Genomic DNA, 20,643 nt, shown 5'->3' with positions numbered 1-20,643 from the left:
CTATCTGGAAAGGATGGTTCCGTTTACAAGAGCGAGTTGAAGGACTTAGGATAGCTACCAAATTGATGGAGATGTGATCAAGAGACAGTTTAATGTGGAGGGTCCAAAACAACTTACGAGCACTAAGACATTGATTTGGTAAAATTGGTTCTCATTGACGTGATGATTAGATACACTGATTAACACATTGAACAATTTGATCCAAATCATTATCTAAAGGCAAGATATGTGCTGAGTTTGCAAGCCAATGTATGGTTGTATTTGGTAGATGGGCGAACATTTTTTCTACTTCTTTGGATGCAACAACAATATCATGTGTTCCTAAAAAAAGATCAGTAGGGCAGTTAGGGGGTACCCATTGATGTTCTTGGATTAAAGCAAACAGTTCGAGCAGTGCAGAAAGAGGTACCCTACGATAGGAGATTTCAGTATGTTTGTTACTGACAAGATTACCAGCCATTCCCCGTAGCTCAGAAAACCCCAGATTTTTAAGTAGCATAATTAGTTTTACATTTCGATTAATGTTCATCTGCAATTTTAAAGCAGGGGCTAAAAGGAACATATGATTGAATGAAAAATTTTGGTTCAGTTTGCATGCCAGTAAAGCACCAAGGGAAACGCCTAATATATCTACTTTTTGATACTCTTTAAACAATATTTCACATTCTTGATTCGCGTAAGATACCCAGTCATTTCTTTTGGCTTTGGCGAAAGCCGCAATACTGTCGGCATGTCCAGGTAATGCAGGACATACTATAGCATCATAATTTTTTAATTGAGGAATAAGGTAACGATAAACAGCGGGCGACGATGTAAAACCATGAAAAAGCAGTAAGGCGCGATCTTTTTTTGTACCTCGTTGATTAATGGGCTTAAGAAGTGAAAAGTCCTCTTTTTTTAAAGCAAGAAGTTGTTTTCCACGGGACATAAAGCGAAAATCATTATAAATCATGAGTAATCCATTTTTTTTGTATTTATTTTGAAAATTTAGTGTAAATTTATTTCATGCATAATTTGTCAAAAATAATTCTTGATAAGATTATAGTACACAATAAAGCGTATGCTAGCATTGTTTCTAGAGCATTGCATTTGATGATGTGCTATCTTTAAAGATAATAGGGGTAGATTACTGAGGTTTAATATATGAATGAAAGTGAAGATAAATCAATAAGCAAAGAGCCGCCAAAAACAGATACAACGCCAAAAACAGACACAACACCAAAAACAGATACGGTTGCTCCGCCAAAACCTGATGAGATCACTGTTCCATCAACAAATGCACCTACGTCTGGTGCGAATCAACAGCAGAATCAAAATCAGAATCAAGGTGCGGATACAAGTGGAAAGAAAGATGATAAGAAAAAAGGAATTGATTCAGGCAGTCAAGACCCAAGGATAAAGCTTATCGATGAATTGTCGAAGATGGTTGAAGATATTAATGATGATGTTACCGCTGCATTTAAAAGTGGCGTAAAAAAGCTTGGTGATAAATTCGCCGAAACAGAATTGGGGAAGGCTTTAGGTGAGTTGAAGGGGGAGCTAGGCGAGGCAAAAGATAGGCTAAAAGAAGCAGCTATAAAGGGGGCAAATGAAAAATGGGATGAGTTGAAAAATTCTGAAAGTCTAAAACCCATTTCGGATGCGCTCTCATCTATTCAAAATAAGGTTGGTGATATCGGCGACCAAATAAATAAGAAGGCTGTCGGCCTCGTGAAAGATGCTACTAAAACAGTAAGTAATATTGCAATGGACTCACCAAAAAGTAGTGATGTCACTCCTACACAGTCAGTGAAATCGAGCGTTGATGACGTTGATGGAACAAAACTGGATCAGCAGTCATCGCCTAAGCCAGAACCAGATAAAGGTTTGGAAAATGAAGGACCAAGTTTTAGCAGTACTAACTAGAGTACGATATTAGATTTACTTGATCCTATGTTGAAACAAAGTAGAACCTGTAACTATTTATTGTAATAGGTCAGGGGGATTGGCAAAAATCAAAGATTGTAGACCGTAAAAATAAGCAGTTAAAATCTGAGAAAATGCCTCAGAAGCATTTATAGCTTGTAATCTGCAAGAGGTAATAAGAGATATGGTTCTGGCAACGAAGCCAGAACCATAAGTTGAGTGTTGCGTATCAACTCATCTCTGGATAAGTGTTCCAGTTTGTATTGGTGCCAAAACTCAATAGCGTCGCTTGACATTCACATAAATTCCTTAACAGTCTTTTCTAAGACTTGAGCTACGATGCATTGTTTTGCATAAATACTCGTAACATTTATATGAATCCAATTCCAAATAAAAGTGGTTCGATATAAAAAATTACTTTATCTTTTATATCGAAGCGATGTTTCAATTAAAATTGTCGTGTGGAAATTCCAGGAGATTCCAATAGTGATGTAAGGCGTCCACTACTTCTTTAAAATCAGAAAACTGGAACGGTTTTATGATATATCCGGCAACATTTAAATTATATGCATCTATTTTATCCTGTTCATTATTCGACGTAGTAAGAATAAAAATCAGTAATGATTTTAATTTATTATTTGAGCGGATGGTTTTCATAAATTCTATACCATTCATTTTAGGCATATTGATATCTAAAATTATGATTCTAGGTGTGGGATGTAGTTTTTGTTCCCCTGATTTTCCCAATAACATATTTAATGCATCTAATCCATTCGTGGCAATGTGAAGTGGATTATTGATGTTATTTTTTTGAAATGTTCTTTGTATGTCTTGAATATCAACTTCATCATCATCTACTAGCATTAAGTTGATAGATTGATCAAATTGAAACATAGTTAGTCCCTCAGTTTCATATTTATATATAATTATAGGCAATAAATCATCATTGCGGATGTAAGCAATACTATAATTAAAAGAAGAGTCTTTTAGTGATTCAGATTTTTAGATATTTTTAGGATTTGTTAACAATTGGTTCCCAATGTCTACATGTCGCGCTCTAGGTGCAACCTCTAGCTTTGCCAGGACCTTAATGTTGGTTCAAATAGATTCTCCTCGTCATAGATCCAACGCATAAAGTGTGGAACGTAGGGAGAAGAATGAATTGTCAACAAAACTTAAATTCTACTAGGCTTAGGGGCAATGTGAGTATGGGAAAAGTACAACAGGAGGATGATTATGAACCCCCAAGAAAACACAGTCGATATTTTATATGTGGAGGATGATATTGTTGATGTCCAGGGTGCACAACGGCTATTTAAAAAAGTTAAAGAATCCTGTGCTATTGAAATTGCTTCTAACGGGCAGGAAGCATTAAATAAATTATTTGGTCGTGAAGGAGAAAAAAAAATACACCCTAAAGTGATTCTTCTCGATATTAATATTCCCAAAGTAAATGGGATCGATTTGCTTAAGATAATCCGTCAGGAGCCCTCATTAACTTTTATAGAGGTATTTATTGTAACCAATGCTTATACTACAAAAGATAAACTTGCAACCAAAGACTTAAATGTTAGAGGTCAAATTATTAAACCTCTTGAATACGGTGATGCATTAAATATTTATTGGGCAACTCAGCACACATAAGAGAGCCCATTGAGATGGGCATGGATCTAATGAGCGGCATCCCAGTTGACACCTGTACCAATAGAGACTACAAGTGGAACAGAAAGAGTGACGGTGTGCTCCATCAATTCACGGATTACTTCTTTACTTGATTCAACTTCATTTTTGTTTACTTCAAAAACCAATTCATCATGTACCTGCATGATCATTCTTGCTGGAGGCTTTTCATAAGCGTTTTGCCATTTTGCAATACAAATCATTGCATTTTTTATGATATCTGCTGCAGTTCCTTGCATGGGAGCATTAATAGCAGTTCGTTCTGCAGCTTTTTGTCGCATTAAATTACGTGCATTGATTTCGGGTAAATACAAACGCCTGCCAAATAACGTTTCTACATAACCTTGGTGATGTGCTTGTTGACGGGTGCGATTCATATATTCCAGCACCTTAGGATAGCGCTGAAAATAGGTGTCAATATAATATTGTGCATCTTGGCGCTCCACCCCAATTTGCTTCGCTAAACCAAAAGAAGACATTCCATAAATCAAGCCAAAATTGATTGCCTTGGCTCGGCGACGTTGCTCATTATTTATTTCCTCTAAGGGTATTTGAAAAATTTCGCTAGCAGTTGCTGCATGAACATCCCAACCTTTAGCAAATGCTTTGAGCAGATTCTCGTCTTGTGACAAATGTGCCATGATCCGTAATTCAATTTGGGAGTAGTCTGCAGCAAGAATAAGATTATCTTTAGGTGCTATGAATGCGGTGCGAATTAGTCTTCCTTCTTCACTGCGTATAGGAATGTTTTGCAAGTTGGGTTCGCTCGAGGAAAGTCTGCCTGTGGCGGTAACCGCCTGGTTATAGGAGGTATGCACTCTATTTGTTTTTGGGTTAATTTTTTTAGGTAAGGCATCAATGTATGTAGAAACTAATTTAGTTAAACTCCGATACTCAAGAATTACAGCGGCAAGACGATAATCATAGGCTAATTCTTGCAACACGGATTCTGCTGTTGATGGCTGTCCAGTAGGTGTTTTTGCAATGATAGGCAATTTATGTGAATCAAAAAGAATTTCTTGTAATTGCTTGGGTGAGTTTAAATTAAAGGACTTCCCTGCTAGATGCAAAGCCTCTTCTTCTAACGTTCTTATGCGTTCTTTTAAGCGCTCTCCATGTTGCTTTAGGGTTATAGAATCTATAAGAACTCCAATTCGCTCCATATCTGCAAGTACAGTTACTAATGGCATTTCAATATTGTCATAAACATTTTGTACTGACTCTGGAATCAACGGATAGAGTTTATGATGTAGTTGTAGCGTAATATCGGCGTCCTCTGCAGCATAAGCACCAGCCTTATCTACAGGAATCTGGTCAAAACGAAGCTGCTTCACTCCTTTACCCGCAATTTCTTCATAACTTATAGTTTTATGTCCTAAATATTTTAAAGCAAGGGAGTCCATATCATGACGGCCTGAACCGCTGTTGAGTACATAGGACTCTAACATGGTATCGTAATTAATCCCTTTTAATGTAATGTCATGATTTTTCAAAACGGAATAGTCGTATTTAAGATTTTGACCGATTTTTTTAATTGCAGGGTTTTCCAAAATAGGCTTTAAAGCGGTTAATACTTCTTCACGGAGTAATTGAGAGCTACCATCAGTGTGAGTAAATGGAATATACGCCGCTTTACCTTCTTCGATTGCTAAGGAAACTCCAACAATCTCTGCCATCATAATATCAAGGCTTGTTGTCTCTGTATCAATGCAAAATGCATCACATTGTTCTAACTGGTTTAACCAATGGCTTAATTGTTGATTGGTTGTGATTAATTCAAATACCACTTGTACTGTTTTGGTGTTGTCGTCGTATTGCGGTTCTTCACTTAAAAGTTCTTTTAGCCAGTTTTTGAACTCTAATTCTCGGACTAATGCAATTAAACGTTCTTTATTCATAGCATTAGGCTTCAATTCACCCCAGCCCAAGGGTAAACTTACATCTGTTTTAATAGTCACTAATTTTTTAGATAGAGGGAGCTGGGGTATACTCTCACGTAAATAGTCTCCGATTTTACCGCCGATTTGATTCGCATTATTGATTAGATTGTCAAGGGTTTGATACTCTGTGAGCCATTTAACTGCTGTTTTAGGGCCGCATTTAGTTACTCCTGGAACATTATCGACACTATCCCCAATGAGAGTTAAATAATCAATAACTTGATTGGGCGTGACACCAAATTTTTCTTTGACCCCTTCAATGCCCATGGCCGAGTTATTCATGGTGTTAATTAATGAAATATGTTCGTTGACAAGTTGTGCCATATCTTTATCGCCCGTAGAAATAACAACGGGTATGCCTTGTTCAGTAGCTTGAGTTGCTAAAGTGCCGATTACATCGTCTGCTTCCACTCCTTCAATAATAAGAATGGGAATTCCCATCGCTCCTAATAATTCGATTAAGGGGGCAAATTGTGAGCTAAGCTCTTGGGGCATAGGGGGTCTATGTGCTTTGTACTCAGGATACCACTCATCTCTGAATGTTTTTCCTTTTGCATCAAAGACTACGGCCAATTCTTCAGGCTGATAATCTTTAATGAGCTTTTTAATCATATTGGCTACCCCATAGATTGCTCCTGTAGGTTGCCCCTTTGAATTGGTCAAAGGCGGGAGCGCATGAAATGCGCGGAAAAAATAGGATGAACCATCAATGAGAATTAATGGGGCGGGTGTCATAGTTACTCTGCCTCTTCTTTGGCTAATATTTGCTTTTTCAACAACTCAATTTGTTCTGCAAGCGCCTTAATATTTTTACGCATCGAGGGGATTCGATTGACACCAAGTTCATGTTGAATAGCAAGATCTTTGGGGCGAGCAGGATTTCCTAAATAAATATTTCCTTCTTTCAGATGCTTATTTGGTGGTACGCCTGTTCGTGCTCCTAATACTACACCATCGTCAATGCGTACATGGTCACTGACGCCAACATTCGCAGCAAAAATAACATTATTGCCAGAGGTGGTGCTCCCAGCAATACCCGTAAATCCGCAAAGAATATTGTGTTTCCCTAACTTAACCGAATGAGCTACTTGGACTAGGTTATCAATTTTAGTTCCTTCACCAATCATGGTTGAACCTATTGTTGCACGATCTATAGCTGTATTTGCACCTATTTCTACATCATCTTCAATAATCACACGTCCGACATGAGGGACTTTTTGGTGTTTGCCATCAATAAAGGTATAACCAAAACCATCAGAACCGATAACAGTAGAGGCATGAATGGTTACTCTGGATCCAATTTGACACTTATCATAGATAGTCACATGGGGATGGATGGTACTGTGGTCACCTAGGATTACCTCATGCCCAATATGAATGTGACTTTTCAATACACAGTGATTTCCTATAATGCTTCCAGCTTCAATCACTACATAAGGACCTATAAATATTTCATTTCCTAATTGTACTCCCTCTCCAATAACGGCAGAAGGATGAATATTCGGAATGATTTTTTGGGGAGGATTAAATTGTCGTATTAAAGCTATAAATGCATTGAATGGATGTTTTACTTGGATTAAGGGTTTACAAGAAATCGAAACCTGCTGGTTTACAAGTATAGCAGCTGCTTGTGATGCTTCTGCTTTTTTTACATTTTCAATACTATCAGCAAATACCAAGCTTCCAGGAGCAATTTCATCGATAGGTGATAGGAAAGAAATTCTTATCGAGTCATCCCCAATGACTATCCCTTGCACCTTATTTGCTATATCAGATAGTGAATAACTCATTTGTTGGCCTTTTTGTAAAATAGCTGATTATATACCCAAGATACCTTCAATGCCACGGTTTAGACGACTTGATTTTATCTCTTTGAGTTTACTGTAGAATAAGTGAAGTATAGAAAATCGAGCCCAAATATTGTATAAAATTAATCGGATTGCATTAGGGACTGTTGATGATTTATTTCTCTCTTCCTACATCCTGCGCCTTATGCGCATGATTCAAGCGATGTGAATCCATTTGAACCAATACTAGGCTTTGCCAAGCTGGAGGTCGAGCATAAAGTGTGCGAGTAGGCAGTGGGAACTAACTGTCAACAGATCTTAGGATTTAATGGTTAAAAATCAAAAGGATAGGTATGTTTAAACAACTAGTAGTCTTGGTATTTTGTGCTTTATTTGCGGTGAATGTTTTTGCTATAGACCCATTTGCTCCAGTAGTACCTCAAGTATGGTCATCGATTATTACGATAAGTGGGGGGCCCGCTTGGTCCGACCCTGGGAAAGATCAATACCTATATCCTTTTCCGGCACCATTATTTAACTATTATATTGCTGACTCAGAATCTGATTTTTTAGGTACAGGCGAAATTTTTTTTGGGTTACAACGTTTTATTGGAGCAACTAATATCATTGGACAATTAGGACTTGGTGTTGCGGCAGCGAGTGATGCTTATCTTTCGGGGGTGGTTAATGTCAATGGCATTCCCAATGTTTATACCTATCGGTATAAGGTAAGCCATGTACGTGCAGAAATGAAGGGTAAACTTATTGCCAATGGGTTTCAAACCGTACAACCTTATCTTAGTGGAAGTTTTGGTGTCGGTTGGAATCATTCTCATGATTATTCTTCTACAACAATAGATCCTGTTCTTTACCCTACGTATTGGTTTAGTACCGGCAGTGTTGTTGCTTTTTCTTATACTCTAGGAGCAGGTATTCAAAAGATGTTAACTCCTAATTGGCAAGTAGGTGTAGGTGCTGAATTTGCCGATTGGGGAAAAAATTATTTGGGAGGTGATGGAGCTACACTTAATCAAGGCCCGGGCATGCCTCATTTATATACTACAGAATTGTTATTTAGTTTAAGTTATATGTTTTAAGTATCCCAAAGGAAGTGTGTATGAGTCTGAATCCTCTTCTATAACTTGAGAGTACGCTCTTCCAAACCTCGCCTTCTGCAAAAGCGGGAGGTCTAAAGCAACAAACCTTGCTGGAAATTTCATCTTATAGCATAACCTTTAGTAGGCCTCTGCTTTCGCACGGAATCTTCTATACACGTTCAGCCGCCTGTTGGCAAAACCCAAGAGCACTACGCTAAAATACTGGCCCCGCGGATAAGCCGGCGAGGCATAGTCAGGGATGTGATCAAGAGACAGTGCTTTTGTGAAGGGTGGCGTTTTTTGAAAACCGAGGTTGGTTCCGAAACATCAATCCCCTCATCCAGGTTGCCCAAAAATTATTCGTACTAACAATTCTGCATTTGTCGTCAGCGTTTTTTAGCGTACATACCTACGTAGAATTAAAGCAGCATTGGCACCTCCAAAGGCAAAATGGTTGGATAATGCTATATCAATAGATTTTTTACGCGCTTGATGAGGAACATAATCGAGATCACAAACAGGATCTGGAGTTTCTAAATTGATTGTTGGTAATAATAAATCATGTTGCAGACTCAAGCATGAAGAAATAATTTCCATGACACCAGAGGCACCTATAGAATGACCTATCATCGCTTTTTGCGCAGTGATTGGAATCTCATAGGCTCTTTCCCCAAATATTGATTTAATGGTTTGGGTTTCAGTTGCATCATTTAAGGTAGTTCCGGTGCCATGAGCTTTTATATATTGAATATCTAGAGGCGATACTCTCGCGCCATCTAAGGCTGCGTGAATTGCACGTTGCTGTCCTTCAGAAGAAGGGGCAGTGATGTGAAATGCATCACAACTGGCACCAAATCCAATGATTTCTGCAAAAATGGGAGCTCCTCTGGCTTGTGCTTGACTTAATTCTTCAAGAACTAAAATTCCAGCTCCTTCTGCCATGACCATTCCTTCGCGATTAAGATCAAATGGACGACAGGCTTTTGTTGGATTCTCGTTATTAATAGACATTACTTTGAGTTTACACCATGCAGACATCATGGACTCCCAAAGAGGTGCTTCGGTTCCTCCACAGATAGCCGTAGAAATGATGCCTTGAGAAATTTGTTGGTAGGCGGCACCTATAGCATCAGCTGATGAAACGCACGCATTTGAAATTGTAGAATTAGGCCCACCGATACCGAACGCAATAGCAATAAAATTTGCAACGGAATTTGGCATTCCTCTAATTACAGTTAAAGGCTGCATTTTTTTCCAGTTATTGGCGAAAAACATCTTATAACTTGTTTCTGATTCAGGATAGCCTCCCATTCCTGTACCTATGTATGTTCCTGCCTTACGTAATTCATGCTCAGTAAGTCCCGATTGTAATAGTGCATTGTACGTGCAATATAATGCAAATTGGGCCACACGTACGTAGCGTTTATTTTTATTCAATTCAGGAAGATTCTCTAATGAAAAGTCAGTTATTTCACCTGCTATTTGGGTTGGATAAAGCGCAGGATCATAGCATTGAATGCGTTTTATTCCGCACTGTCCTTGACTTGCGGCCTCCCAGAATTTGCTGAGCCCAGTTCCTATGGAAGAAGTTATCTCCATACCGGTTATTACAACCCTTTTTTTCATTAATGATCCTTTAGTTCTTATCAACAGCAAACTCGTTCTTAAATATCAGTATAAAAAATGAATTAGAATTGAATTGTTCCATTTTTTCAGTCCAATACTAAAGGCGGGCTTTAAATTTTGTCAAGTTCTATATTGAGTAAACATTTATTAAGGTCATTATTACTGGAATTTATTGCAATGAATCAAAAATTAGTGAGGAATTTAAGAACTATTTTTCTTTCTAAGTGAAGTGATCCAAACAACGTGGATATAATGAATCGATCTATAATTATTCATTATGATTGATATTTATTTAAAACAAATAACCACATAAAGCTTATACATAAATGAGAATCTTATAATGAAAACCTCCAAAGACATTGAAATCTTGAAAAATATTGATGAACGAGATCAAGAGGGCAATACAAAACTACATTTAGCATGTAAAGAAGGCACGCTCAAGGACGTTTATGACTTGATAGAGCTTGGTTATGATCTTAATGCAACTAACAAATACGGTATTACGCCCTTGGTGATCGCTTACACACATAACTCTCATCCTGAGGTTCTACGGTATCTTGTGGAAAAAACAAATTTTAGTGAAAAAAATGAGCAAAGTTATAATCAGTATGATTTAGTAACGTTTCATAATATGCTTGGGGCACTTAACAAAAAAGGAGTATGTACTGGTCTTTGTGATATGTATGCGGTGGACTATCATCACGAGCGGGAGAAAAAACAAAATAAACAACCTAAAACACCATTTTTAAAAAAGTTGTTTTTAGAACATCTCAAGGGTAAATACACTCTATCTTCTACGGAAGAATACGGCCTTATTCCCGGATTAATCTACATCCCAATACCCTATAGCAAGGGTAATGATTTAACATTTAAGGTTTATGATAAGAATGGTACGTTACAGGAAAAAACAATACCCTACGAACAAATGTCGCAAGGTTTAATCAGCTCCTTAGTGAACAACGGAACAAATGTAGGGCAGCAAGACCTGGATGAAATCAAAAGTTTGATACAACAACAAGATGTTGCTTTAGAAAGTGAAAGTAACATTAATCTTCGTGTTGGAATGTATCAACACTTGATGGATATAATACACGAAGATAAAAAATACGAAAATAAATATGCAATAGATGTAGGGAATGGTTCGTTTTATAACCGGGAAATGTATAACTCTTCTGAACGAAAACCCTCGGAAACATTTAAAGAAAATATTAAGTTAGCACTTGAAAAGACAGGCAATGCACATGTGGTAGGATTTGTATTTACGTCAAGGAGTGGGCAGCCAGGACATATCACCGCCATTAAACCTATGGTGATTGATGACCTGCAATATTATCAGTTTTTTGATCCTAACTCAGGAAAAACAAAACCTTTAACGTTTGATGAATTAGTTAATGAACTCCATAAAGCGATGCCTTTCACTCTGAAGCCTGTTTATTACCCTGAAAGGTATCAGGATTTTTTAATTATTGATAATGAAGATGATATCAAAGAAGAGAATAAGCTTTATTTCAAAATATCAGGAAATAATGAATTGTCTTATTATCTCAAAAAAAATACGGATGAACTAATCAGTGGAACACTTAATATTGAAAATCCGAATGTCAATATTAATAATCGTGAAGAACTCTCTCAATTCATACAACTAAATCTGGGGGCGATTCTAAAAATTGCGGAAAAAAGAAAGCACATCAATAATTTATTCTCTTTTGATTATAAACTTATCGATTTATCTCAAAAGGTAATAGACCTAAAGTTAGTCTCTGGGTTCACAGAAATAAAGGATCAAGACATTAATAACAGTACTTCTTCTAAAAAAAGGATGAAATATTTCATAGAGACACAGAATGTGGTAGAGAAGAAGCCTGGAGCTATGAGTAAAGAAATGTTAGAGAAATATTATACCTTATCGGGTAGGCCTGATTTAGTTTCTTCATCTGCGATGTTAGCGTTTATTCACAAAACAATTTGGTGTTACTATGAGGTCGCTCGGGGACAGAAAGTAATGCAGTCTCCATATATCCAGACCATAATGGAACAATTTTACAAACCTGACGAGTACGGGGATAAAGGAGATATATCTAAGTCCTGGCAAGATGATTCTATTTTTTTGGAACAATTAAAAAAAATTGAAATAGATGACAACGAAGAAAAAATCATCAAGGAATTTTATGATTTAATTCATTCGGATAAAAGTATTATCAAAGAAAATTTTGTTGCTTATTTTGAAGATAAATTATTAAGAGAAATTTATAAAACTAAAATAGGCATCATTTCCAATTATATAGATGTCTTAGTTAGCCATCTTGAAAAAGAGAGCCATTCGAAGACTATAATAAAAATAAAGAACATTCTAGCCAATGAGGATCTTTCTGATAATAAAAAAATGAAAAAAATAAGTAACAAGATTGATAGCTTTAAACCTCAAAAAGAGAATGCATCTTATGTATTGTCCGAAGGATTGTATAACGTTCGTGCTTTTATAGAACGTCAATTGCATTGTAAAGAGCTTTGTGAAGAAAACTTGACTCAAGCTGCAAATATTCTAGACAATATTAGGCTACATCTGGATAAGATTAATAATCCAAATAATCTTGAAGAGCAACTTAAAGAATATCTTGAAAGGGACGATCCTTTTTTTTCTAAAAAAGAAGATATTGAGAATACGCTAAAGGAACTGAATCTTTCACTAGACGATTTCACAGCGAGCAAGCAGTTTATTCCCTGACAATTATTCTTCTATCCCAGAAAACTACTTATCCTCTGCTTTGGATTCTCCTTTCTTGCCATGTTTTTGTTTTATGAATTTTTCTAATTGATAAAGATCTATTTCCCAATAATCACATGCATTTTGAGTGAGAAAACCAAGGCGAGAATATAGGTTGAGTGCTTTCTGATTGTGTGTTTCCACATCAAGATTAAGATGAGGTTTTCCTTCGCTTAGTGCAAAATTAATACAGTGCGCTATTAAAGCGGTTCCTAATCCTTTACCTTGTCTTATTGGTAATACTGCAATATCAGAAAGTGTTGCCCCATGCTTTTGCCAACGTAAATGTGCTTTACCAACAAGATGGTTGTCTTCAAAAGCAAGCATTATTTGATAAGTTCTATCACCGAGTATGTGTTCGAAACGTGGAATTAATTCTGCTTGTGTTTTAAAAAAACAGGATTCGTCCAGAACACAAAGAAAAGGAATATCTTTAATGGTTGCGGTACGGAAGGTTAAGTCCTTTTTGTAATCAAGTAAAGGACTTAAATCATTTCGTTCCATATAGTATTCGCTATGCATATAGGTGCACCCAATATCAGGTAACCAATGGTGATTTAAATGGGCAGGACTTGAAAATATTAATTTGAAAAAATTTTGCTCCTTCACAAGGGGTAAAATATTGCGAAGCAATTTTTTGGCTATACCTTGGCGGCGAAAAGATGGATGAATAAGCAGTGAAATTTCAACAGCATCATCATAAAAAAAATAAACACTTAAGAAACCGATTAATTTTTGGTTTTCATAGTCTAACAGAATGGTGGGGAAGTTTCTTTTTTGGGTTAATAAGTGAGTATATAAGTTAGGAACACTGCCATCGCTTTTTTTACAGATGGCTTTTAATTGTTCTAGATCCTTAAGTTGATCCTCATTGAGTTGATTTGTATTGCTCAGCATAATTTTGTTAATCGTCACTATTTCTGTTAAGAATAGCTGGTTTTAATGAAATTTGCTCTTATTAATTGATTAAAAATGCAAATTTAGCACCGCAATAATAATTTCTAAAGTGATTAAAACGATAATGATTATTTCCAAATTATGGCCATGTCGATTATCTAAGTAGTTATTAAACATATCAAAGATTTCATTGAGAGTATCGAGACGGTGATTAATTGCATTGACGCGTCTTTGTATGTGCAAGTAGCGTTCAAGCATCGTAAAGTGTTCTTCTAAAGTTGGATGTTGCCAAAAATATTTTGGATGATAAAGAAAATTACTAATTAAATTCATTTCGCTCTTAGCTCCAAGAATTTCACCAATAATTTGTTGTATTTGTGTACGGCTAATTTCCATTTCACCTGTCAGTGATAGTTTTTGAATCATAGGATTGTACTTTTCGATCAGTACTTCAATAATTGTTTCAAAATACTGCAACTTAACTGATTGAGAAAATCCATAAGACAGGCTAAGTTTTAACTCATCGCTGTCATCTTCAATAGTTAAACAATCTACATCAAAAAAATCATGTGGTTCTATAGTGGTTTTACTATCGTATTGATAATGAAATTCGTCATGTACCAAAAGAGTCACAGGTTTATCAATGAGGCTCTTAACAATATTTAAATAATCGTTAATTTGATAACGTTTGACACCCCAAGAAACTACCGCACCGTTTTTAAAAATAAATACAGTATGATTTTTATTATGATTAGCACTTAGCTTTAGAACATCGCGAGTTTTAATCGCTGTAAATTCATTAGAAGCGTTTTTAAAATAATTATCTACGCGTGTTAAATCAATTGACTTACCAATACAAAAACTTAAGCATTCCATGATGGTTATAATCCGCGAACTCAAAGCATTTAAAGAATATAAAAATAATTTGCTGCATCAGTTCTAGTCAAGATTAGATACAGCACGATTATTTATATAGTATATAATAATTTCAATAATTATCTCAAATGGCTAAGGAATCAATGGATGTAAAAATGCCCTTAGTTATTATTTTCTAAGAGATACTATCCGCTGTCTCACGATTTAGATAAGTTCTTTTTCGGTCACTAGCGCCACCTAACCATTGAGGGCAAACTTCCAAAATTTCAGCGATTTTGTTGAGCTGCTCAGCTCCTGGAAGTATATGACCAAAAATAAGGGAGTTTGCTAAATGGCGTGAAACACCAAATACTTTAGATACAGCTTTTGTTTTTTCAGTTAACTCTTCTGGGAATCCTAAAGAAGCTAATTCGCGATTGAAACGTTGCGAAAATACTTTACTGTTCATTTTCTCACTCCATGAAAAAATATTTTTCAGCATCATGCTGTCGCCATATCCTGGGCTATGGTAAAGATGTTATAACTTATTTTTTTTCAATAGAAAAGTTCTTTTATCATGAAATCAATTAGTTATTTTTAGATTCAAAGCTTTTTTTTGAATAAAAGGTTCATTTTCAATTCTGTGAGGAGATTTTTTTCGATCAAAATACGAATTAATTTGTAATTTTTTACACTAATCGTATGAAATAGGGTATAATGCTGTGCTGAAATTCATTAGTGCTAAAAAATTTGTTAAAGTTATCAATTATTAAGGGCTGTTGCTAATTTATCTCCATGTATCTACTTCTCTCAATTTGTGTATGAGAGTAGATAATGAAATAGTCAGTGTCCCTTAATTTTTCTTGTTCTTTGGTATGGTTTAAGGATAATAAACATACAAGGAATATTTATCTCACATTAGGAGCTAAAACAGAATGATGAAAGTAGCCTCGATTTTATTAGGTTTTGTTTTAACCGGTTTGGCTTTTGCTAATGATCCTAAAGAAGTAGCAGCTCATACGGTGACTCTTTCAGGTTTACAACCTGGGGAAGGTCGATATATTCGTAGCGATGTATTTGAGAACAATAAATTCCAATCAGGCTATTATTTTTGTGCTGGTGCTGATAGTTTGCTTTATGACTTGCAGTATGTTTTTTCAAAAAGCCAAGAGCCATTTCACGCAGAACATTTAATTAAGTTTTCCATATGCCAAGATGAAACTATGGCACAATGCCACGAGTTTGCTATCGATAAATATCTTACTTTTAGAAATCTCGATGGGTATTTGCAAAATGATGTGACTAAAACAACAGTAGATATTTCCCCATTAAAAACAGCTTATCAGTCTTGTGAACCAAGTGCAGAAATGGACGAGTTGGTGAAACAATCAATTTATGAAAGTGATCGCCGTTTTGCACGTATCGGTTGATTTATTATTTTCTGCTAAAACCTCATGTAGAGGTCTGTTGCGCTGAATGCACATAGTGCTGCTCTTACGCTAAGGACCTCGTCGCTCTTCGTTTAACCACCCTGGGTTTGTTATTTTTTGTTAAGTTTCAGCAAAATTCTTACAAGTTTTTGTATAAAATAATATTTTAATGTTTAAATTACGGACATTTTTCGTTTGTCTATATATTAATTTGGAGGTTTATTGAATGAAAAAAATGAAAGTATTAGGCTGTTGTTCCTTGTTAATACTTGCATTGGATGCAAACTCCTATCAAACTCGAGAGAGTAAAATATATGATGAAAAAGGCCAGGTTGTTCATGTAGATGGATTATCGTGGTCTGGGTTTCAAGATACAAATGTTCTGCAAGGATTACAAAGCAATCCTTTTTACGCAATTCCATCGCTTACATCTAATCCTCGATCTTTTGGGATGATGGATTTAATCAGTAAACCCTGGGAATTTCCTGATTCAGGTATTGATAAAAGTTCAGCAGTGTCTTTTAAAACTTTACGCTTACCAATCCAACCCGAAGTACTTTATGATGATCAGCGTGAAGTAGATTTGAATAAATGGCTTTCAGATAAAGCCATACCAAGTGCAGGTAATGGTGTTTTTTGTAAAACTTGGCAGAGCAATGGAAATAGTTGTGAGAAGGCAGTTAGCCCAAGACAGGCTTTTTGGATTGTCTTACAAGAATTAAAAAAGAACAATATTAAAGTGATGATTGATATCCATCACCGCCAAGGATATGGTGATGCAATGCGTGATGGAACTGTTTATGACATGACGCAATACGAACAAGATATCGCTTTTTTAGCTAAAGAAATTAAAGAGCGTCAATTAGATAATGTGTTAGGCATTGATATTTTCAATGAACCTTATCGTTTGAACTGGTTTAAAACACATGATTTTCAAGTGCCTTGGACAAAAGTCATCGCAACTGCTGCAAATGCAGTACAAAAAAATAATCCTGATTTATTGTTATTTGTAGAGGGCCCAGACTCAGGCAATGATGATTCAAATAATCCAGTTATTTGTGTTCCTAAATCACAAGTCCCTGATGATAATGGATATAGCCATTCTCCTGATCCTGCGTTATGCGGCACACTTGAACGAGTTTTTTTAAAAGGCAATTGGGGTGAAGATTTTAAACCTTTGCTCGATGAGCGATTGGCTCAAAGCGGCGTCGCTGTTTTTGACGTAGTTAAATTGAAAGATCAGTTAGTGCAGCAAGGAATAAATCAATCTGCTTTAGAGTGGTTAATGGGGGATGAGCAAGCTCAAAATAGCCATTTAGTATTTTCACCTCATGTATATCCTGCCGAAGTTGCAGGGTGGGAAACTTCGCCAGGCATGGCAAGCCAATTACGTTTTGATTGGTCATGGGGCTTTTTATATAAAGCAGGTTATCCTGTTGTGCTTGGTGAAGCCTCTTGGAAAACTGCAAAAGGGAAAGCATTTTTTACAAACTCATTAATGCCTTATTTACAAGATAATATGGAAACAAATAACATTTTTTTCTGGGCGATTGGTTATCTTGGCGATACTGTAAGTGCTGTAGATCCAAATTCAGGTCAGCTTAATTTGGAAGTACAACAAACGTTAAAAAAATACTTTGATGATATTTAGGGTATTTATTGGGGATGCTAAAATCATCGCCTGGGTGCAACGAAGTGCACCCAGGCAAATCATAATGAAATAGCATTCAGAGATTAGAACAAGAATAATTAAATTCTCCTTGTTGATATGAAGAGTCATAAACGCAGCAACATCCATAAGTCAATATACACCAAATTTGATCATATCTGTTGATTTATCAAACGGCCCAGAAATCCAAGCGTCTCTAGTGGTTTCTTGCATCGTTTTCTCATAAATCCAAAGTAGACCCCCTAATAGGAATAGGGCAATGTACTGATTGGAATTGCATTTTCATACCCCTGTAATATTGGTTATTTACACTGAGTATATAGGTAAAAAAACCAGGAGCATTCAAATGACTATTCTGAGTGTAACCGAAATCAAAGAAAACATAGAGGTTGATAGATTAAATAATTTAATCTATCAATACAACAACTTGGACATACATAAGGTACGTAATGAAGACAAATTAATTATGCTTCAGCGAATTGATGTTCTGAGCAGGAAAATTTTTACGGATTATATCGCATCTAAACCTAATGATGATTCAAATCAATTTTATAATTGGTTTAAATCAGAACCACTACTTAGTGAATTAAACACTCTTTGTAAGGGTAATATTAATCTAAGTAACCAGCGTTTATTTGAGTTATATTCTCCAGTAATTAACTCAGGTGGATTTGTGCCCCTCTATAATGCATTTCAACAAGTTGAAATAGCTAATAAAAAAGGACAGATAGACTTAAAATCTATAAAAAACCAACTCGATCTACTCGTTATTCATGAACGAAATTTGCAAAAAAATCCCAATGATAATACGTTTATTAATAACTACTATAAGCATTTACACTTACTTCAGGACAAAATTATTTCAGCCAGAAATAGCATTGATCCCCAGCCTAAAGAGGTCAAAGAACTATGCAAACAGCTTGATCAGATGTTGCAAGCTGTTAATTCAGAAGCAGCACTTTTTGTTACTAAAAATAACTTGCAAAATGAGAAATATTTGAAACGTTTTAAGTATCCAATTAAGGAAATTACTAATTGGCTTTGTCAGGGAAATCAAGAAGCTTTAATTAAATTATTAAATGAAACTTCAGACTCAAAGGGTAAGATAGAATTTCAAACATTAGATGGTTTTGATTTTAAAGGTTTGGGTGGAGAAAATAATAAAAACTGGAGAGTAACTGATAGCATATCAGGCGCTACCTTCACTGTAAGATTAGAGAAATTTGACAAAATGCCTTATAAAGGTATGGAAAGAGAAGTTCTTTACTATAAAGGAAATAAACATCTGGAGGATAATTTTGAAACGATTACTTTAGGAAAGCATAAACCTGAGAATTCAAACGTAAAGAAGTCTAATGAATATGTGCTAGCCATTGGAGAGTTTTGCTCCTTAGGCGATATTCTAAATGCTGTTCGTAACATGAATGGCAATGATCCGGAAAAAAAAATAAATACAGCACTTAACATGGTGTATCAAATCTGTGAGTTTAATATAGAACTGATAAGAAAGGGTTTTATATATTCCGATTTAAAACCTGAAAATTTTTTATTAAGGAATGATGGAACAGTAATAACGGCCGATTTGAAATCAGTTATGAGATTAAATGAGGATGGTTCGTTCCAAGCCAAAAAGAATAGAAATGATCCGGCTCCTCCAATGACAGTTAAACCCTCACTAGACCTGCAACTGAAGCTGGCCGGGGGAGAAACGATAGATCCTGAGCTTTTTTCAAGTCATTTAATTGCTGCAGCAATGAATATCCTCATTCGTAATGACAAACACCTTAATGGAAGCCGCGAGTGTTGTGATGTTAATGGCACATTTAAGCCCGATTTCACGGATTCAATTTATAGTACAGTTAAGGGATTGAAAGTAAAAGAACTGATAGAGAAAATTATAGTTTCTAATGACAAGGATAATAAGGTAAGCCTTGATGAAATTATGAGTGAAATAAAATCAATACAAAACTATGCGTCACAGACAAATGATTTTCGTGAACGTCTCAAAATGATCAAACTTGATAAACCAATTTACTCAATAGATAAAAAAGATGAGGCAGATGAGACCGAAGAAAACTATGAATCAAATAGTTATTCACATAATTGACGAGTTAGGGTTTGTTTACATTCCGCTAATTTGAGACAAAGAAGCTTATCTTTGATCCTTTAAGCATAGAAATCATGCGAGTAATTGGCCCAATATAAACAAACCTTGTCTTAGTTTGAAAATTGCACCAAATCACTTGTCGTCTACAAAGAGTGTGCCATTATGGATGGCTAAGTCCAAGATTTGTTGGCGAGTTATAGATGCCCAGATTCACTCAAAAAGAAGAATCAGAGGTTATAGTATTAAAGTCATCGATCGCTGTTTGAGGCTTCACATTCCACGCAATACAATCCCATAGTTCAGAATGCTCTTTGTTTTCAAAGATACATAATGCCCCTGTAGCAATTTTTATTCCGTATTGTCCGCTGAATGCTGCAAAATTACCTGTCAAATAAGGTAAAAAACGGGCAATGCCATTACTTGTGACAACCAAACATGTTTTTCCTGTATATTTTGTGCGAAGATAAACAGAAAAATCCAGCCAATTTTTAATGAGTGTAGTGGGATCAACGTTCCAACCTGATGGGACTATAGCTTGGGTCTCCCAAGCGTTAATTGCATCTTTTCCAATTCGAGAAATAACGCACTCTTCGGGTTGGTTTTCATCAGGCCCGTAATCGATTTCGTTGAAAATGGATAAGGTTTCAATTGGTAAATCAGAGCCCATAGTGTTTTGCGCTTGTTCTGCTGTCTGGATGGCGCGTTTTAATTTTGAGGTAAAAATCACATCAGGAATAAGATGTTGCTGTTTTAGATAGATACCCAGCAAACGTCCCTGATGTAAGCCACTATCCACTAAGGGTAAATCAGTAGTACCTACTCGGCGAACAATATCGCCAGGAGCGAATGTATTACCATGACGGGCAACAAGCAATCGTGTTCTCAT

General features: G+C 35.9%; 17 protein-coding genes. 7 read left to right on the top strand and 10 right to left on the bottom strand.

All coding sequences use genetic code 11. The features are described from left to right. Positions 1–166 precede the first annotated feature (166 nt). The gene (locus Lsan_RS07440; protein WP_058513877.1) at positions 167–952 is read right to left on the bottom strand and encodes an alpha/beta hydrolase; all 786 of its coding nucleotides are present in this window, start codon (positions 950–952) and stop codon (positions 167–169) included. A gap of 191 nt (positions 953–1,143) precedes the next feature. Here Lsan_RS07440 and Lsan_RS07435 point away from each other — a divergent pair, with 191 nt between their 5' ends. Next, positions 1,144–1,905 (top strand): hypothetical protein, encoded by a 762-nt coding sequence (locus Lsan_RS07435; protein WP_058513876.1) that lies wholly within the window; start codon positions 1,144–1,146, stop codon positions 1,903–1,905. Between the two features lie 149 nt (positions 1,906–2,054). On the opposite strand, the gene Lsan_RS21995 is transcribed toward Lsan_RS07435, so the two are convergent. Both Lsan_RS21995 and Lsan_RS07430 read right to left on the bottom strand, forming a co-directional pair. Beyond that, positions 2,055–2,201: a hypothetical protein gene (locus Lsan_RS21995; protein ID WP_157068290.1), complete on the bottom strand. Its 147-nt coding sequence runs from the start codon at positions 2,199–2,201 to the stop codon at positions 2,055–2,057. A 148-nt stretch (positions 2,202–2,349) separates the two neighbouring features. Further along, the gene (locus Lsan_RS07430; RefSeq protein WP_058513875.1) at positions 2,350–2,799 is read right to left on the bottom strand and encodes a response regulator; all 450 of its coding nucleotides are present in this window, start codon (positions 2,797–2,799) and stop codon (positions 2,350–2,352) included. A 342-nt stretch (positions 2,800–3,141) separates the two neighbouring features. On the opposite strand from Lsan_RS07430, the gene Lsan_RS07425 reads away from it, so the two are divergent. Continuing rightward, complete coding sequence (locus Lsan_RS07425) at positions 3,142–3,549, top strand: response regulator (protein ID WP_058513874.1); 408 nt, start codon at positions 3,142–3,144, stop codon at positions 3,547–3,549. A gap of 26 nt (positions 3,550–3,575) precedes the next feature. On the opposite strand, the gene polA is transcribed toward Lsan_RS07425, so the two are convergent. Further along, entirely contained in the window at positions 3,576–6,260 is a 2,685-nt protein-coding gene (polA, locus tag Lsan_RS07420) for a DNA polymerase I (protein WP_058513873.1), read from the bottom strand. A gap of 2 nt (positions 6,261–6,262) precedes the next feature. Further along, positions 6,263–7,315, bottom strand: coding sequence for a UDP-3-O-(3-hydroxymyristoyl)glucosamine N-acyltransferase (gene lpxD / locus Lsan_RS07415; protein ID WP_058513872.1), 1,053 nt, complete (start codon positions 7,313–7,315; stop codon positions 6,263–6,265). Positions 7,316–7,665: 350 nt separating this feature from the next. On the opposite strand from lpxD, the gene Lsan_RS07410 reads away from it, so the two are divergent. After that, on the top strand, positions 7,666–8,409 hold the full coding sequence (locus Lsan_RS07410; RefSeq protein WP_058513871.1) for an outer membrane protein: 744 nt from the start codon (positions 7,666–7,668) through the stop codon (positions 8,407–8,409). 396 nt (positions 8,410–8,805) lie between these two features. Here the strand turns inward: Lsan_RS07410 and Lsan_RS07405 are convergent, their stop codons facing one another. After that, complete coding sequence (locus Lsan_RS07405) at positions 8,806–10,035, bottom strand: beta-ketoacyl-[acyl-carrier-protein] synthase family protein (RefSeq protein WP_058513870.1); 1,230 nt, start codon at positions 10,033–10,035, stop codon at positions 8,806–8,808. Between the two features lie 340 nt (positions 10,036–10,375). Between Lsan_RS07405 and Lsan_RS07400 the strand changes: the two genes are divergently transcribed. Continuing rightward, complete coding sequence (locus tag Lsan_RS07400; RefSeq protein ID WP_058513869.1) at positions 10,376–12,760, top strand: ankyrin repeat domain-containing protein; 2,385 nt, start codon at positions 10,376–10,378, stop codon at positions 12,758–12,760. Positions 12,761–12,784: 24 nt separating this feature from the next. Here the strand turns inward: Lsan_RS07400 and Lsan_RS07395 are convergent, their stop codons facing one another. The 3 genes from Lsan_RS07395 to Lsan_RS07385 all read right to left on the bottom strand — a co-directional run bounded on the left by Lsan_RS07395 (position 12,785) and on the right by Lsan_RS07385 (position 15,020). Next, on the bottom strand, positions 12,785–13,696 hold the full coding sequence (locus tag Lsan_RS07395; RefSeq protein ID WP_058513868.1) for a GNAT family N-acetyltransferase: 912 nt from the start codon (positions 13,694–13,696) through the stop codon (positions 12,785–12,787). Between the two features lie 69 nt (positions 13,697–13,765). After that, positions 13,766–14,572 (bottom strand): RMD1 family protein, encoded by an 807-nt coding sequence (locus Lsan_RS07390; RefSeq protein WP_058513867.1) that lies wholly within the window; start codon positions 14,570–14,572, stop codon positions 13,766–13,768. 175 nt (positions 14,573–14,747) lie between these two features. Beyond that, positions 14,748–15,020, bottom strand: a complete 273-nt coding sequence (locus Lsan_RS07385) for a hypothetical protein (protein WP_058513878.1) — start codon at positions 15,018–15,020, stop codon at positions 14,748–14,750. A gap of 466 nt (positions 15,021–15,486) precedes the next feature. Here Lsan_RS07385 and Lsan_RS07380 point away from each other — a divergent pair, with 466 nt between their 5' ends. The 3 genes from Lsan_RS07380 (at position 15,487) to Lsan_RS07370 (ending at position 19,757) form a co-directional block, all read left to right on the top strand. Beyond that, positions 15,487–15,981, top strand: coding sequence for a hypothetical protein (locus tag Lsan_RS07380; RefSeq protein WP_058513866.1), 495 nt, complete (start codon positions 15,487–15,489; stop codon positions 15,979–15,981). 226 nt (positions 15,982–16,207) lie between these two features. Continuing rightward, a complete protein-coding gene (locus Lsan_RS07375; RefSeq protein ID WP_058513865.1) occupies positions 16,208–17,632 on the top strand; it encodes a cellulase family glycosylhydrolase in 1,425 nt (474 codons plus the stop codon). 364 nt (positions 17,633–17,996) lie between these two features. Further along, positions 17,997–19,757, top strand: a complete 1,761-nt coding sequence (locus Lsan_RS07370) for a protein kinase family protein (protein WP_058513864.1) — start codon at positions 17,997–17,999, stop codon at positions 19,755–19,757. Between the two features lie 214 nt (positions 19,758–19,971). Here Lsan_RS07370 and Lsan_RS07365 read toward each other — a convergent pair whose 3' ends face one another. Continuing rightward, positions 19,972–20,643: a histidine phosphatase family protein gene (locus Lsan_RS07365; RefSeq protein WP_058513863.1), complete on the bottom strand. Its 672-nt coding sequence runs from the start codon at positions 20,641–20,643 to the stop codon at positions 19,972–19,974.

The sequence above is a fragment of the Legionella santicrucis genome, from assembly GCF_001468135.1.
Lineage (GTDB): Bacteria > Pseudomonadota > Gammaproteobacteria > Legionellales > Legionellaceae > Legionella > Legionella santicrucis.
The sequence above is the reverse complement of the archived record's forward strand: the minus strand, read 5'-3'. Positions and strand labels throughout refer to the sequence as shown.